This is a genomic window from Janthinobacterium sp. GW458P, assembly GCF_002127585.1.
Lineage (GTDB): Bacteria > Pseudomonadota > Gammaproteobacteria > Burkholderiales > Burkholderiaceae_D > Janthinobacterium.
The window spans coordinates 57,548-73,457 of the sequence record NZ_NEGZ01000023.1 but is presented as its reverse complement, the minus strand read 5'-3'; the positions used below and the strand labels follow the sequence as shown (position 1 = coordinate 73,457).

General features: G+C 63.1%; 15 protein-coding genes. 10 read left to right on the top strand and 5 right to left on the bottom strand.

Annotated features, from left to right (window positions below):
- Positions 1-695 (bottom strand): SUMF1/EgtB/PvdO family nonheme iron enzyme (locus CBW50_RS14805; protein WP_086146269.1); only part of this gene is annotated, 695 nt, incomplete at its 3' end.
- A gap of 145 nt (positions 696-840) precedes the next feature.
- Here CBW50_RS14805 and CBW50_RS14800 point away from each other — a divergent pair.
- Together CBW50_RS14800 and CBW50_RS14795 are read left to right on the top strand one after the other, a co-directional pair.
- Positions 841-1,992 carry a sensor histidine kinase gene (locus CBW50_RS14800; protein WP_157792333.1) on the top strand — a complete coding sequence of 384 codons (1,152 nt, stop codon included), beginning with the start codon at positions 841-843 and terminating at the stop codon, positions 1,990-1,992.
- The gene (locus tag CBW50_RS14795; protein WP_086146267.1) at positions 1,989-2,741 is read left to right on the top strand and encodes a LytTR family DNA-binding domain-containing protein; all 753 of its coding nucleotides are present in this window, start codon (positions 1,989-1,991) and stop codon (positions 2,739-2,741) included. Before CBW50_RS14800 ends, CBW50_RS14795 begins: the two co-directional genes overlap by 4 nt.
- Before the next feature lie 223 nt (positions 2,742-2,964).
- Here CBW50_RS14795 and CBW50_RS14790 read toward each other — a convergent pair whose 3' ends face one another.
- Positions 2,965-4,443, bottom strand: coding sequence for an MFS transporter (locus tag CBW50_RS14790; protein ID WP_301178811.1), 1,479 nt, complete (start codon positions 4,441-4,443; stop codon positions 2,965-2,967).
- A gap of 128 nt (positions 4,444-4,571) precedes the next feature.
- Positions 4,572-5,156, bottom strand: coding sequence for a GNAT family N-acetyltransferase (locus CBW50_RS14785; protein WP_157792334.1), 585 nt, complete (start codon positions 5,154-5,156; stop codon positions 4,572-4,574).
- 97 nt (positions 5,157-5,253) lie between these two features.
- On the opposite strand from CBW50_RS14785, the gene CBW50_RS14780 reads away from it, so the two are divergent.
- From CBW50_RS14780 to CBW50_RS14770, 4 genes are all read left to right on the top strand, one after another.
- Complete coding sequence (locus CBW50_RS14780; protein ID WP_086146264.1) at positions 5,254-6,135, top strand: LysR family transcriptional regulator; 882 nt, start codon at positions 5,254-5,256, stop codon at positions 6,133-6,135.
- Between the two features lie 265 nt (positions 6,136-6,400).
- On the top strand, positions 6,401-6,772 hold the full coding sequence (locus tag CBW50_RS28900; protein WP_139842523.1) for a hypothetical protein: 372 nt from the start codon (positions 6,401-6,403) through the stop codon (positions 6,770-6,772).
- A gap of 102 nt (positions 6,773-6,874) precedes the next feature.
- Positions 6,875-7,096, top strand: coding sequence for a DUF6434 domain-containing protein (locus CBW50_RS14775; RefSeq protein ID WP_086146263.1), 222 nt, complete (start codon positions 6,875-6,877; stop codon positions 7,094-7,096).
- Positions 7,097-7,130: 34 nt separating this feature from the next.
- Positions 7,131-7,583, top strand: a complete 453-nt coding sequence (locus CBW50_RS14770) for a hypothetical protein (protein ID WP_226935645.1) — start codon at positions 7,131-7,133, stop codon at positions 7,581-7,583.
- 3 nt (positions 7,584-7,586) lie between these two features.
- Here the strand turns inward: CBW50_RS14770 and CBW50_RS14765 are convergent, their stop codons facing one another.
- Together CBW50_RS14765 and CBW50_RS29375 are read right to left on the bottom strand one after the other, a co-directional pair.
- A complete protein-coding gene (locus CBW50_RS14765) occupies positions 7,587-8,642 on the bottom strand; it encodes an FAD-binding oxidoreductase (protein WP_086146261.1) in 1,056 nt (351 codons plus the stop codon).
- A 36-nt stretch (positions 8,643-8,678) separates the two neighbouring features.
- Positions 8,679-8,831, bottom strand: a complete 153-nt coding sequence (locus CBW50_RS29375) for a hypothetical protein (protein ID WP_172404769.1) — start codon at positions 8,829-8,831, stop codon at positions 8,679-8,681.
- Positions 8,832-9,188: 357 nt separating this feature from the next.
- Here CBW50_RS29375 and CBW50_RS14760 point away from each other — a divergent pair, with 357 nt between their 5' ends.
- The 4 genes from CBW50_RS14760 to CBW50_RS14745 are packed head-to-tail and all read left to right on the top strand — an operon-like array spanning position 9,189 to position 15,907.
- On the top strand, positions 9,189-10,490 hold the full coding sequence (locus CBW50_RS14760) for an FAD-dependent oxidoreductase (RefSeq protein WP_086146260.1): 1,302 nt from the start codon (positions 9,189-9,191) through the stop codon (positions 10,488-10,490).
- Entirely contained in the window at positions 10,487-13,498 is a 3,012-nt protein-coding gene (vioB, locus tag CBW50_RS14755) for an iminophenyl-pyruvate dimer synthase VioB (RefSeq protein WP_086146259.1), read from the top strand. The genes CBW50_RS14760 and vioB overlap by 4 nt, the downstream gene beginning before the upstream one ends.
- Before the next feature lies 1 nt (position 13,499).
- The gene (locus CBW50_RS14750) at positions 13,500-14,789 is read left to right on the top strand and encodes an NAD(P)/FAD-dependent oxidoreductase (RefSeq protein WP_086146258.1); all 1,290 of its coding nucleotides are present in this window, start codon (positions 13,500-13,502) and stop codon (positions 14,787-14,789) included.
- Entirely contained in the window at positions 14,789-15,907 is a 1,119-nt protein-coding gene (locus CBW50_RS14745; RefSeq protein WP_086146257.1) for a tryptophan hydroxylase, read from the top strand. Before CBW50_RS14750 ends, CBW50_RS14745 begins: the two co-directional genes overlap by 1 nt.
- The last annotated feature ends 3 nt before the right edge of the window (positions 15,908-15,910 follow it).

The following is a 15,910-nucleotide window of genomic DNA, read 5'->3' as shown; positions in this document are numbered from 1 at the left end:
GCCACCCACTCGGCCACGTTGCCCATCATGTCGTGCAAGCCGTAGCCGTTGGGTGCATACATGCCCACGACGGCCGTGTACTCGGCGCCGTCGTCGCAATCGGTGACGAGCATCTCGAGGCCGAAGTCGCGCCGGGCCGCAGCCTTGAAACGCCGGTCTTTCATGTTGGCGTAGTTACACAATTGCTCAGGAGTATCGCCGGACGCGTATTTCGTGGCCGTGCCGGCGCGCGCTGCGTATTCCCACTCTGCCTCGCTGGGCAGGCGGAAGGAGCGGCCCGTTTCCCGCGCCAGCCATTGTACATAGGCCGTCGCGTCGTCCCAGCTGACGCACATGACGGGGTGGTAGTCCGTTGGCGCATGCGCGGGGGCGTTCCAGCCCGATTTCGTGAGCGCGATGCCGTCGCTGCGGTCGAATTCCCAGCATTCGCTTGCCGCCCGATAGCCGGTGGCGGCGACGAATTGCCGGAACTGCGCCACCGTCGTCTCGTATTTTGCCAGGCGGAATGGGGCCACGCGCACCTCGCGGGGTGGCCCCTCGGCCGGATTGTGGCTGCCGTCGCCGATGGGCGGCTCCGTGCTGCCCATGGTAAATACGCCGGCGGGAATGCTGGCCATGGGCGGGAGGATGGGGGCGCTAGCGGCCTGGGCGCTGCAAAAGACGGCGCAGGCAAGGATAAGCATGCTGTGCTTCATGTGGTTCCTGGTGATGTGTGGATGAGAATACAGATTGACAGCGGGGCCGGCCCCTCGCCCTGTCCATGCGACGAATCGACAGTACAGCCGACGAATGGCAAGCCGTGTTCTGGTCAATCAGGCAAGGGGCCGCTACACTATGCCCATGATCCAAAAAACAAGCTTGCTGCAGGGCTGGCGCTCCCTGTGGGAACTGCGCCCCCGGCACGATGTATCCCCCGTGATCCGCCTGCTGGCCGTTTCCCTGATCGGTGTCGCCCTGGCATTGGTCCTGATGGCCATCGTCGCCATCTTCGGCCGGGTCGACCGGCCGCACTGGTGGTGGGCGTCGCTGCTGCCGAACATCGGCATCTGCCTGTGCATCGTGCATGCCCTGTTTGGCGTGCTGCGTCTGGCCGAACGCTGGCTGCCGGCGCCGCTCGTCGAGCGCATGTCGGACGTGCGCGACCTGCGCGCCGGCCTGGGCCTGGGCGCGCTGGCGCTGGGCGGCATCATCGTCGGCATGACCATCGGCTTTACCATCGTCCCCGTACTGGTGGGTTTCAACGTATGGGGCATGTTCGTCTCCCTGCCTGCCGCGCTGACCAAGTTTGCCGTGTTCATCCTGTTTGTGATGGCGGCCAACCGCGCGTGGTGGCGTTCGCGCCTGCGCCAGCAACAGCTGCAAACCGAGGTGACGGATGCGCGCCTGCGCCTGCTGCAGGGCCAGATCGAGCCGCACCTGCTGTTCAACACCCTGGCGAATATCCAGAGCCTGATGGACTACGATCCGCCGCGCGCGAAACGCATGCTGGAAACATTTTCCGGCTACCTGCGCGCCAGCCTGGCCCAGCTGCGCCAGGGCGACAGCACCGTCGACGCGGAACTCGACATGGCCAGCCAATATCTTTCTCTGTTGCAAATACGCATGGAGGAGCGCCTGCGTTTCCGCATCGACGCCAGCGCACAAGCGCGCCTGGCCCGCATGCCCGCGCTGATGCTGCAGCCGCTGGTCGAGAATGCCGTCCTGCACGGACTGGCGCCCAGGCTGGACGGCGGCAGCATCGTCGTGCATGCCGCGGTGCGCGCGGGCCGCCTGGAAATCCGCGTGCTGGACGATGGCGCGGGCCTGGCGGCGCCCGGCAAGCCGGCACGCCCGGGCAGCGGCATGGCGCTGGCCAACCTGCGTTCGCGCCTGCGAGCCGAGTTCGGTGACGCCGCCAGCCTGCGCCTGCACGAACGCGAGCCTGGCGCGGAAGCCGTGCTGGATCTGCCGTACCGGCGCGGCGCCGCCCCCGCAGTGCAGGCGGCCGCATGACGCGCGCCCTGATCGCGGACGACGAACCGCAAGTGGCGCGCTACCTGCGCGACCAGCTGCTGGCCCTGTGGCCAGACTTGCAGATCATCCAGATGGCGCGCAACGGCGTCGAGGCCGCCGCCCGCATCGCCGAGCTGGAACCCGATATCGCCTTTCTCGACATCCAGATGCCTGGCCTGACCGGACTGGAGGTCGCGCAAGGCATCGAAGGCCCTACCCGCGTGGTATTCGTCACGGCCTACGACGAATTTGCCTTGCAGGCATTCGAGCATGCGGCGCTCGATTACGTGTTGAAGCCTGTCACCACCGAAAGGCTGGCCCGTACCGTGGCGCGCCTGCGGTCGGTGCCGCCCCTGCCGGCCGCCAGCGCGGCCATGGCGCAGGCCCTGCGGCAACTGGCGGCCGCGCCCGGTCCGGCCCGCCCCCGGCTGCGCTACATCCTCGCGTCCCAGGGCGAGCGCGCGCACCACCTCGACGTGGCCAAGGTGCGCTTTTTTCATGCCGACGACAAGTACACGGTGGTCGCCAGCGTGGACGGCGAGTTCCTGATCCGCGCACCCATCACGGAACTGGCCGCCCAGCTGGATCCGGAACAATTCTGGCAAGTACACCGCTCCACCCTGATCAACCTGGCCTGGCTGGATGGCACGCGCCGCGACGAAGCGAGCCGTTTGTTCCTGCGCATGCGCGGCCATGCGGGTGAGCTGCCCGTGAGCCGCGCCTTTGTCCACCTGTTCCGGGCCATGTAGCGGCAGCCGCCAAGTAGCGCTGACGTCGCCGGAGGTCGTCCTGGCGGCGACCCGGCAAGTCTTGCCCCCCGGCCACCGAGAAGTGAATACTGGAAAATGGCATCCCCGCGTGCCACGGGGGATGCCGCGATGCGGACCCAAGGAAGGAAAATGCAACTGGCCCGCCGTTTGCGCGGCGAGCCAGTATCCAGTTCAATATTGTCGGGGCGCAAGGCCCCGTCCATCACACCGCGCGGCGGGCCCGCAGATGCAGGTGGCGGATGGTGGCGGCCGCCGCCATCAGGATGGCGGAAGCCGTTGCCAGAACGACAATAAATGCCTTGTCGAAGGCCGAGCGGGCCAGTTCCGACACTTGCAGGCCCAGTTCGACCGGCAACTGTTCTGCGGCCAGCAGCGCCGCATCGAGGGTGTCATGGGCGTTCGGCAGCAGGCCCGCGCTTTCCGGAATCACCAGGGTGGCGCTGTAGACGGCTGACATGATGGTGCCCAGCACCGTCACGCCGATCACGGCGCCCAGCTCGTATGACACTTCCTCGATCGAGGCGGCCATGCCGGCTTGCTGGGGAGCCACGTTGAGCATCACGGCGCTCGATGCGGCCGTCATGACGGCGCCCAGGCCCAGGCCCAGTATCACCAGGCTGGCCACTTGCGCCGAGACGGCGGCGTCATGCAGCAGCAAGTACGCTGCCATGCCGATACCGGACAGCAGCAGCGAGCCCCACAGGACCTTGGCCTTGTCGGCGCGCGGCAGCATGAAACCCGTCAGCGGACCGGCAAACACGGACGCCAGCGGCAGCGGCAGCAGCAGCAAGCCCGCTTCCAGCGGCGACAATTCCCGCACCAGCTGCATGTGCTGGCTCAGCGCCAGTTCCATGCCGATCAGGGCGGCGGACGCCACCATGGCGGCGGCCACGGCGCTGGAAAACGGCAGTTCGCGGAACAGGGCGAAGTCGATCAGCGGCTTGGACTGGCGCTTCTGGCGGCGCACGAATTTGAGCATGAAGAAGGCGCCCACGGCGAATGCGGCAGCGGCCAGCGCATACGAAGGCTGCGGCTTGCCCAGCTCCTTGATCGCATACACGCCGCCAAGCAGGCCCATCATGATTTGCAGCGAACCTTTCAAGTCCCACGGCTTGTCGCGGTTACCGGCCCGTTTCGGCAGGACGACGGTGGCCAATACCAGGGTCAGCAGCACGATGGGCAAGTTGATCAGGAACACGGAACCCCACCAGTAATGTTCCATCAGGAAACCACCGAGCACGGGGCCGAAGGCGGCGCCGCCGGAGGCAATTGCCGCCCACACGCCGATGGCGAACGAGCGCTCGCGGTTATCGGTAAACGTCAGGCGGATGATGGACAGGGTGGCCGGCATCATCAAGGCGGCGCCGATGGCCAGCAGGATGCGCGAAAGAATCAACAGTTCCGGCGCGGGCGAAAACGCGGCGCACAGCGAGGCGACGCCAAACACGGCCAGGCCGGCGAGGAAAACGGGTTTGTGGCTCAGACGGTCGCCGAGGGTGCCGAGGCCGGGCAACAGGCCCGAGACGACCAGCGCGTAGACGTTGATGATCCACAGTTTTTGCGAGGAAGTGGCCTGCAAGTCGCGCGTCAGCGCGGGCAAGGCGGTGTAGAGCACGGTCATGTCGACCACGATCAGGAACAGGGCGCTGGAGACGATGGCCAGCGTCAGCCATTTTTTCATTGGATGCATAAACAACTCATGGATTTTAGTGTAACTTTTAACAACTATCGGTGTGGATGAAACGGGTGCTGCGCAAATATTTACGTTCCAGGCTGCCACGGGCCTGGCCTTGTCGGGGGCGGCGGGCGTCAGCCACGGTCGCCATCCTGGTCATCCACGGCGGCGCTCGCTGTGGCTGCGTCGAGTTCGCGCAGCATGACGACGGACACCTGCTTGAAGCCGCGGCCCCGGAAGAATTGTTGCGCCGTCAGGTTGTGCGCGCCGCATTCGAGGAACAGACGGGCGATGCCGTGGCTGCGCAGCTCGCCGGCCAGCCACTCCACCAGCAAGCTGCCGATGCCGCTGCCGCGCACGGCAGGCAGCAAGACCAGGTCGTCCAGCGCGGCGAACGATTTCGAGGCGCGCTGGCGCGTATCGATGGAAACCAAAGCCATGCCGACGATGGCGTCACCCAAGGTGGCGACGGCCAGCAGGGTCGAATCGCCATGCGCCCAGTCGTGCGACAGGGCGGCGCGGATTTCGCCGCGTATCACTTCAGGCAAGTCCGCGCGCCAGTTGCCGGGCGCATCGGCCCGTTCGCCCTGCAGCTCCGAATGGGAGATGTAGTCGGCGCTGACGTTGTCAAGATATAACTTGCACAAGGTATCTTCGGCGCTGGCGTCGTGACACCAGGCAAAGCTGATGGCGGGGGAATTGGCTTGGGCGTTTTTCATGGCGGATCTCGTGTTATTGAAAATGTAAAAGCATTTTATGTCGCCCTGGAATGGCATTCAAGTTAAAATCCATCTGTAAAACAGATAGGTTGATGCCATGCAATGGACTTTGGAACAAATGCGTTACTTTGAAGCGGCTGTCGCGGCCGGTTCTTTCTCGGGCGCGGCGCGCCGGCTGGGCCGCGCGCAATCGGTGGTCAGCACCTCGATCGGGCTGCTGGAAGCGGAGTTCGGCGTGGAACTGTTCGACCGTTCGCGCCGCAGCGCCGTGCTGACGGAAGCGGGCAAGGTGATGCACCTGGAAGCGTGCGAACTGCTGCGCCAGGCCGAGCGCTTGCAGCTGCGCGCCCAGCTGCTGAGCGAGGCACCCGAGGCGCAGCTGACCCTGGCCCTGGACGAAGCCCTGCCCTACCTGGCCATCGGCACTTTGGTGAAAGAGCTGGCGGCGCGCTACCCGGCGCTGGAACTGGTGATGCTCAACGCCACCGCGTCCGAGGTGGCACAATACGTCGAGCAGCAGCAAGCCGACGTGGCTTTTCATTTTGACCGCGGCCCGATCTCGCCCGTGCTGGAACAGCAGCACATCGGCAGCGTGGCCCAAGGCGTGTTCGTGGCCAAAGGCCACCCCATGGCCCATGGCCAGGAAGTAAGCCGCAACGAGCTGACCCGCTACCGCCAGCTGATCATGGATTCCGAACTGAACCGCGAACACGCGTTCAGCCCCGCCGTCTGGTTTTCCGACAGTTTCTACAGCATCGCGGAAATGGTCGCCGACGGGCTGGGCTGGGCGATTCTGCCCCTGAACATCGCCAATTACGACAACTACAAGGGCTATTTGCAGGAAGTACCCTGCCCTGCGCTGGCTTTATCCAGGCTGCCGGTGCGGCGCTTGTCGATTCACGGCAAGAAACTCAGCGAGACGAGCTTGTGGCTGACGACCAGGCTGGCGGAGTTGCTGGCGGATGGGCCGCGGGGCTGAAAAGTGGCCATGGTGGAGCTTGACGACGCCGGTGGCGAAAGCCCCACCAAGATGCTGGCATGGAATGATGCACTGGCCATCAGCGATAGTTTGATGCAGAAAGTCGATTGCTATCCAGTGCGTTACCGGGTACATGCCGGGTACATGCATTCCCTGCGGCACAGCATCTTGAGTCGGCGCAAGCCTTTGAATTGTAGAACTTCATTCGAACGATTGATATCAGCCCAATTCATTTTAAATAAAATTACCAGCAGAGCCTGAAATTATGAAAATAACCTGCGACTATGCAAGAGAAGTTGAAATTGCGGTGGAATTTCCGATTTCAATACTATGCGAATATAATGGCCATGACAATTTAGATGTGACGCTCGATGATAATATAATATATCTGACTAATGAGGCCTTGAGAAAATCCGGAGTATATGTGAAAAAACAAGCGATGAAAACATATTATTCCGAGAAAAATGAAGAAATTCTAAGTTATCAACTGACATTGATCGTTCGGCCACCAGGATTTAACTTATATTGCATTGTGAATGACTTGACTCAGGAGAATTTCCATCAAGGATTATGTATTAAACTGCAATCTCAGCATCATGGTTTTAGCATAGTATATGCGGAATCTGCTGTCGGATGAGGCTGAGCTGAGCATTGATGTATTTCCAAGGCCTGAGTTCACGAGCAAGCTCACCTACAGGTCGTTCCCTACCCAGCCTTAATATGTCAGGAAGGATGCAGCATGGATTTCGATTGGCATGGCGATACCATCACCCGGCACACGGTCATTGACGCCAACTACAGGAACACCCAGAACGTCAGGCGCTTCCTGCTTGCCCAGTGCGGGCCAAAGTTCAAGCTTGACCGTGAATTCATGGCCTGGATCGGCGATGGCGCCGTCAAAAACATGGGCGATGTCGCAGATGAATGGATGCGCCGACATAATCAAGCCGGTGATGCGTAAATAAACAAATATTGATAAGCATTGAAAGCTTTACATGATTCACTCAACCGTCGTAAGCAACTGGTTCGCCATGGCCAAAGACGATGCCGTGGAAATCGATCCCGACGACATCAACCACGAAGCCCGAACCAATATGTGGCGCTTTTCGCCCACGGACGAGGAAACGCCGCAGATCCATGCGGCCGATATCGTCGCCTTCATCGGCGAGGTGATCGCGGCGCGCCGCAGCGCGGTCAAGGGCGAGGACATGCTGTTCTATTGCTGGCACGACGCGCAATGCCGCCAGTTGCGTTTCAGCCTGGTGTCGCGCTCGCATGGGCGGCTGCCGTTTCGCTGCGCGCTGCGCGAAACGCGGGATCCGGCGCTGATCGCCGAGCGCGTGGTGAACGGCGACTGGCGCAACGAGGATTTCATGCAGGCCCCGTCGGAGGACGGCGATGAGCAAGTGCCGTTCGTGCTGCCCGTGTTCGTGGTAGCTGTGCCTTAAAAGTCAGCACGCCAGGAAACGCGCGGGCCGGCAAGCCTCCAGGGCCGCAGCCGGCTGGCCATCGACGATTTCCCCGCTGGCCAGCTGCCCCACGATGGCCGCCAGCACGACGCCCGAATGCATGGCGCAGACATACACCCCTTTGATATTTGGCAGATAGCCGATGACGGGCACGCCGTCCAGCGGCATGGGGCGCAGGCCGATGCCGGCGAATGCCGGCGCGATGGCCTCCGCCCCCTCCAGTTCGTCCCGGATCGCGCTGGCCGTGCGCAGCGCGATGGCGGCGGGCTGGTTTTCCGGCGCGTCGTCCAGATAGTCTTCCGCTGCCAGCATGGTCCCGTCCTCGGCTTGCCGCACTTCCATTGCATGATTGGAAATGATGCCGCGCACGAGGCCGGACGGCGCCTGGTAGCGCAGGAAGATGGCGGGCGAGGCGTGAATCGGCAAGTCAACTCCCAGCTGCGCGGCCAGGCTGGCCGTGCCCGTGCCCGCCGCCAGCACGACAATATCGGCCCCGATGAGGCCCGCGGCCGTCTCCACGCCCGTCACCTGCGCGTCCCGGACGGTAAAACCCAGCACGGGCGTGTGCGTGCGGACCGTTGCACCGAGCGCCTGGGCCGCCGCCAGCAAGGCGTGCGTGGCGGCAACGGCGTCGAGCGCGCCCTGCTCCGGCTCGTGGACGGCCTGTTGCGGCGGCTGCCGCAGCTGAGGTTCAAGCTGGGCGATGCGCGAGCGGTCAATCAAGATGGATTCGGGCGACACACGCCCATCCTGCGTGCCATACGACAAGGCGCCGTGCCAGCGCACCGTCAAGCCCGGCACCTGCGATTCCAGCTTCCGGTAGGCTGCGATGGCGCCGCCGCGCAGGGCCGCGATGGGATCAATCCCCGCGCAGGAGGCGTTAATCCACGCAAACGAAGTGCCCGTCACGCCGGACGCGACGGCGCCCGCCTCGACCACGGTGACTTGTGCGCCCTTGCTGGCCAGGTGGTAGGCGAGCGACGCGCCGACGATGCCGGCGCCGATGACGACGACGCGTTCTGCAGCACTTTGATTCATAGTTGACAACTTTGCTTATTTATCACAAGACCGAGTCTACCACAGGCGCCGCAACTCCAGCGCATAGGCATGGCCATCGACAACCTTGCCTTCCACGATGACGATATCTAGAACCCGGCAAGGCGCCGCGCAACCGTGCGCGAACCCACCAGCCACGCCATCAGCAGCGTAGTGGCCATGGCGGAGCATTGCAATAAGTCCATGAATTCGGACATGGCGCCTCCCGTTTTTGACGAGCGTAGCGACATTACCGCTTGATCAGCGCGCGCCACGCAAAGGGCAACTACATTGATATTTATCAAACTGACAGCCCGATACCCGAGCTATCGTCGGTGCCATCTTTGATTTGAAACAGAAACTCTGCTGCCAAGAATCGACCATTCCAGACACAACGCCAGTTCTCGCCAGGCTCTTCATTCCCCAGCCGAAAACGCTTGCCAAGTGCGGTAACACGCTGCGCCCCCTCCCTTGCCTGCATGTGCCGGGGACACTTTTGCCGGCGATTTTGCAGCTTTTCGATTAATGAACGTTAAAAAGGAATTTCGTATGAGCACGTATTCTGACATTTGCATCGTCGGCGCCGGCATAGGCGGCTTGACTTGCGCCAACCGCCTGATCGACGCCGCCGCCAAAAGGAAGCTGCACATCCGGGTATTCGACCTGAACGCCACGGTGGGCGGCCGCATCCAGTCGCGGAAAATCGACGGCGAGGAAATCGCCGAGCTCGGCGCCGCGCGCTACTCGCCTCAACTGCATCCGCATTTCCAGCAATTGATGCAGGGCAGCGGACTGCCGCATGCCGTCTACCCGTTCACCGAGGTCATTTCCCACGACAGCGTGCTGGAAGAGCTGAAGGCAACGCTCGATGGCCTGAGCCCGATGCTGAACGAGCATCCGAACGACTCCTTCCTCGAGTTCGTCAGCCATTACCTGGGCGCCGACAAGGCCAGCCACATCATCAAGGCGACCGGCTATGACGCCCTGCTGCTGCCGATGGTGTCGGCGGTCATGGCCTACGACATCATCAAGAAGCACCCGGAAACGCAGCACTTTACGGAAAACGCCGCCAACCAGTGGCGCTATGCCACCGACGGCTACCACGCGCTGCTGTGCCAGTTGCAGCACCAGGCCCAGGCCGCCGGGGTGGAATTCCGGCTCGAACACCGTTTGCTGTCCGTAGAGAAATCCGGCGCCGAGCATGTGCTCGCCTTCAGCCACCAGGGCGACACGCAGATGCACCGCGCGCGCCATCTGGTGATGGCCATCCCGCCATCCGCCATGCCGCGCCTGAACCTGGATTTCCCGCACGCCTGGAGTCCGTTCCAGTATGACTCGCTGCCCCTGTTCAAGGGTTTCTTCACGTTTGACACGGCCTGGTGGGACGCGCTCGGGCTGACCGACAAGGTGCTGATGGCGGCAAATCCCCTGCGCAAAATTTACTTCAAGAGCGACAAGTATGTGCTGTTCTATACCGACAGCAAAAGCGCCACCTACTGGCGGGACAGCCTGGAGCTCGGTGAAGACGTGTACCTGGAGCGTGTCCGCAGCCATCTGGAAGAAGTTCTGCCGCTCGATGGCCAGCCGCTGCCGCAGATCAAGGCGCACTTCCACAAGTTCTGGCCGCATGGCGTCGAGTTTTGCGTGGAGCCGGAAGCCGAGCACCCGGCCGTCCTGCTGCACCGGGACGGCATCATTTCCTGCTCGGATGCCTATACCGCGCATTGCGGCTGGATGGAAGGCAGCCTGATCAGCGCCAAGCAAGCCAGCGGCCTGTTGCTGCAACGGCTCGATCAACTGGAGGACGCCGCCAACGATACCTTCATCACTTCCTCGACTGAGCGCGCATGAGCCTACTTGACTTCCCCCGCCTGCATTTTCGGGGTTTTGCCCGCGCCAATGTGCCGACCGGAAATCGCAATACGCACGGCAACGTCGATATCGCCACGAATACGGTATCGATGGCGGGAGAAGCTGTCGACCTGAGCCGGCCGCCGGCCGAATTCCATGCGCACCTGAAACAGCTTGCCCCCCGTTTCAATGCGGCGGGCAAGCCGGATCCGGACGGTATCTTCAGCCAGGCGGCAGGCTACAATTTTTGCGGCAACAATCATTTCTCGTGGGAAAACGCGAGGATCACGGGCGTCCAGCTGCGCGATGGCGAGGTCGATACGCACGACGCGCTGGTGGGCGCCAAGCTGGCCCTGTGGGGCCACTACAACGAGTACCTGCGCACCACGTTCAACCGCGCCAGGTGGGTCGACAACAACCCTGCCAAGCCGGACACGACGCTGATCTACGCCGGCCAGTTCACCGTCAGCGACAAGCAGGCCACGCCCAGCACGCCCACCTTGTTCACCGCCGACATCGCGCAGGCGCATTCGGTGCGCTGGCTCGGCAGCGGCCATATCACCGAGCGCAGCGGGCATTTCCTGGACGAGGAATTCGGCCGCTCCAGGCTGTTCCAGTTTTCCGTGTCCAAGCACGACCCGCATTTCCTGTTCAACGCGGACCTCGCGCTGCCGGCCAGCATGCATGCCTTGCAGCAGGCACTGGCCGACGACGCGGTGCTGGGCCTGACGGTCCAGTATTGCCTGTTCAATATGTCGACGCCGCAAAAACCCGACTCGCCCGTGTTCTACGACCTGGCCGGCAGCATCGGCCTGTGGCGGCGCGACGAGCTGGCCACCTATCCGGCCGGCCGCCTGCTGCAGCCGCGCCAGGGCAGCCTGGGGCCGGTGCTGGTCAAAGTGCACGCGGACCGCGTCGCGTTCAACATGCCGACCGCCATTCCTTTCACCACGCGCGGCACGGGCGCCGTCTCGGAACAGCATCCCACGCATGCCCTGGGCGGCAAGCAGGCGCTGGGCGACCTGCTGCTGCATGACGGCGCCGGCACCTTGCTGGCGCGGATTCCCGAGCAGCTGTACCGTGACCACTGGCGCCATCACGGCGTCTTCGACGTGCCGCTGCAACAAATCCCCGCCTCGGGTTCGCTCAGCCTGGGCGGCGCGCAGGCGCAGTGGGAAGAAGCCGACTGGGTGCTGCAATCGGACAGCAACCAGCTGTACCTGGAAGCGCCGAACGGGAAAAAGCATGAAACATTTCCGCAGAGCATCACCGTACAAAGCCGCTTCCGCGGCGAGCTGGCGGCGCCCGCGTCCCTGCCGGCGCAGGCCGAGGACGGCGCGCTGCTGGCTGTGGCGCGGCAGCCCTCGCCGCTTGGGACCGGCTACACGGCGCTGATCCTGACGGGCCGCCAGCCGGGCGCGACCAGGATCGTGCTGGGGACCGGCAAGGATAAACAGTACCTCGGCGTGCGCGTGCTGCCCGACGACTGGGATCTCGACGACGTGCCGGCCGAACAGGTCGACTACGCCTTCCTCTACCGGCATGTGATGAGCTACTACGAGCTCGTGTACCCCTTCATGTCGGACAAGGTCTTCAGCCTGGCGGACCAGTGCAAGTGCGAAACGTATTCGCGCCTGATGTGGCAGATGTGCGATCCGCAAAACCGCGACAAGAGCTACTACATGCCCAGCACCCGCGAACTGTCGCTGCCAAAGTCGCGCCTGTTCCTGAAATACCTGACGCAGGTCGAGGCAAAGGCCAGGGCGGCGGTGCCGGCACCGGCTGCGCCGCATGCCATCGGCAGCAAGGCGGAGCTGATCGAGGAACTGAAAAAAGCCATCGACCTGGAACTGTCGCTCATGCTGCAATACCTGTATGCCGCGTATTCGATTCCCAATTATGCGCAGGGGGCGGCGCTGGTGCGGGCCGGCCGCTGGCTGCCGGCCGAGTTGGAACTGGCCTGCGGCGGCGAAGACCGGCGCCGCAACAGCGGGACGCGCGGCATGTTGCTGGAAATCGCCCACGAAGAAATGATTCACTACTTATTAGTCAACAATGTGTTGATGGCGCTTGGCGAACCGTTTTATGGCGGCGCCCCCGTGCTGGGCCAGCAGGCGCGCCAGCGTTTCGGCCTGGACACGGAATTCGCACTTGAGCCATTTTCCGAACACGTGCTGGCCCGCTTCGTGCGTTTCGAATGGCCCGACTATATTCCCACGCCGGGCAAATCGATTGCCACCTTCTATACGGCGATCCGCCAGGCCCTGGCCGGTTTGCCTGGCCTGTTCGAGAACGGCGGCAAGCGCGGCGGCGAACACCATCTGTTCCTGAAGGAACTGACCAACCGCGCCTATCCCGGCTACCAGCTGGAAGTGTCCGACCGCGACAGCGCGCTGTTCGCCGTCGACTTCGTCACCGAGCAGGGGGAAGGCGTGGCCGTCGATTCGCCGCATTTCGCTTCCTCGCACTTCCAGCGCCTGCGAGCCGTCGCCGGCAGGTTTTCAGGCTGCGACAAGCCGTTCGAGCCGGCCCTGCCGGCGCTGAAGAATCCCGTGCTCGAAGCGCGCGCGGACTGCAGCGTGGTGACTGACCAGCAGGCGCGCGCGCTGATGCAGCTGTATCAGGGCTGCTACGAACTGACCTTCCTGCTGATGGCGCACCATTTCGCGCAGCAACCGCTGGGCAGCCTGCGCCGTTCGCGCCTGATGAACGCCTCGATCGACATCATGACCGGCCTGTTGCGCCCCCTGTCGGCTGCCCTGATGAACATGCCGTCCGGCGTGCCCGGCCGCCATGCGGGACCGCCCGTGCCCGAGCCGGTCGGCAACCGGGTCAGCAGCGACTACAGCCTGGGCTGCGACATGCTGGCGCAGAAATGCCTGGCGCTGGCGCAGTATGCGCGCGGCCTTGAGAGCGATGTCATCGGCATGGCGCCGATCGAAATGTTGGAGTTTTTTAATCAGCAACTTACCGATTTATCTCGGGGAAAGATGTCAAGAGAGGCCTGAAATGCATAAAATCATTATCGTCGGCGGGGGCCTGGCAGGTAGCCTCAGCGCCATTTATCTGGCGCAACGGGGACACGATGTCCACGTCGTCGAAAAACGCGGCGATCCGCTGCTGGAAAATGCCGCCAACGCCGACCCGGTCAACGCGCGCGCCATCGGCGTAAGCATGACGGTGCGCGGCATCAAGGCCGTCCTCGGAGCGGGCATCAGCAAACAGGAGCTCGACCAGTGCGGCGAGCCCATCGTCGGCATGGCATTTTGCGTGGGCGGCCGGCACCGGATACGCGAACTGACCCCGCTCGAAGGCCTGTTTCCCCTGTCGCTGGACCGCACGGCCTTCCAGCGCCTGCTGAACCGGCATGCCGTCAAGCACGAGGTGAAATATTACTTTGAGCATAAATGCCTGGATGTCGACCTGGAAAGAAAGATCGTGCTGATCCAGGGTCCGGACGGCGCCGTGCAGCAGTTGTATGGCGACCTGGTCATTGGCGCCGACGGCGCCCACTCCGCCGTGCGGCGCGCCATGCAAAGCGGCGTGCGCCGCTTCGAGTTCAGGCAGAGTTACTTCCGCCATGGCTACAAGACGCTGGTGTTGCCGAACGCGGCGGACCTGGGTTTCAGGAAGGATTTGCTGTACTTCTTCGGCATGGATTCCAAGGGACTGTTTGCCGGCCGCGCGGCCACCATTCCGGACGGCAGCATCAGCTTCGCCCTGTGCCTGCCCTACACCGGCACGCCCAGCCTGGGCACGCTGAACCGCGAAGCCATGGCCGATTTCTTCAGCCGCTACTTCGGCACCCTGCCGCCGGAGCGCCGCCAGGAGATGCTGGACCAGTTCATGGCGCTGCCCAGCAACGACCTCATCAATGTCCGCTCCAGCACCTTCCATTACAAGGCCAATATCCTGCTGATCGGCGATGCGGCGCATGCCACCGCCCCCTTCCTCGGACAAGGCATGAACATGGCGCTGGAAGACGTCCACGTCTTCGTTTCCCTGCTGGAAAAACATGGCAATGCCCTGGGGCCCGCCCTGTCCGAGTTCACGCAGCAGCGCAAGGTGCAGGCGGACGCCATGCAGGACATGGCGATCGCCAACTATGAAGCGCTGAGCAATCCGAATCTGATTTTCTTCCTGCAGACGCGCTACACGCGCTACATGCACAAGAAATTCCCCCGTGTTTATCCGCCCGACATGGCGGAGAAACTGTACTTCACATCGGTTCCTTACGATGAACTGCAGCAGATCCAGAAGAAACAAAACGTTTGGTACAAACTTGGAAGGGTAAATTAATGAACATTCTCGTCATCGGCGCCGGCCCCGCAGGCCTGCTCTTCGCCAGTCAGATGAAACAGGCCCAGCCCGGCTGGAAGATCAGCATTACGGAAAAAAATACCCCGGAAGAAGTGCTGGGCTGGGGCGTGGTGCTGCCGGGGCGGCCGCCGCGCCATCCCGCCAACCCGCTCTCCTATCTGGAGCAGCCGGAACGGCTCAATCCGCAGTTCCTGGAAGAATTCAAGCTCGTGCATCACGACCAGCCCAAGCTGATGAGCACCGGCGTCACCCTGTGCGGCGTCGGACGCCAGGCCCTGGTGCAGGCCCTGCGCGCCAAGTGCGTGGCGGCCGGCATCGCCATCCGCTATGAAACGCCGCCGGCGGACCAGGCGCAGCTGGAAGCCGAGCACGACCTGGTGGTGGTGTCGAATGGCGTCAATTACAAATCGCTGGACTTGCCGCCCGCGCTGGCGCCGCACATCGATTTCGGCCGCAACAAATACATCTGGTACGGCACCACCCAGCTGTTCGACCAGATGAATCTGGTGTTCCGCAGCAATGAGCAAGGCATTTTCATCGGCCATGCCTATAAATACTCCGACACGATGAGCACCTTCATCGTCGAATGCAGCGAAGAGACCTACGCCAAGGCGGGGCTGGAGGCGCTGTCCGAGCGCGACGCCGCCGCGTACATCGCCAAAACATTCAAGGCCGAACTCGGTGAGCATGGTCTCCTCAGTCAACCGGGCCAGGGCTGGCGCAACTTCATGACGCTCAGCCACGACCGGGCCTGCGACGGCAAGTTCGTGCTGCTCGGCGATGCGCTGCAATCGGGGCATTTTTCCATCGGCCATGGCACCACCATGGCCGTGGTGGCTGCCCTGCTGCTGGTCAAGGTTCTCAATACCGAAGCCGGCGCGGCGGCCGCCCTGGACAGCTTCAATGCCCGCGCCGTGCCCCTGATGCAATTGTTCAAGGACCACGCCAACAGCAGCCGCCTGTGGTTTGAAAGCGTGGGCGAGCGTATCGGACTGAGCAATGAAGAGCTGACCGCCAGCTTCGACGCGCGCCGCAAGGACTTGCCGTCGCTGCAGGAAGCGCTGATGGCCAGCCTTGGCTACGCGCTGGGCCGCTAGGGA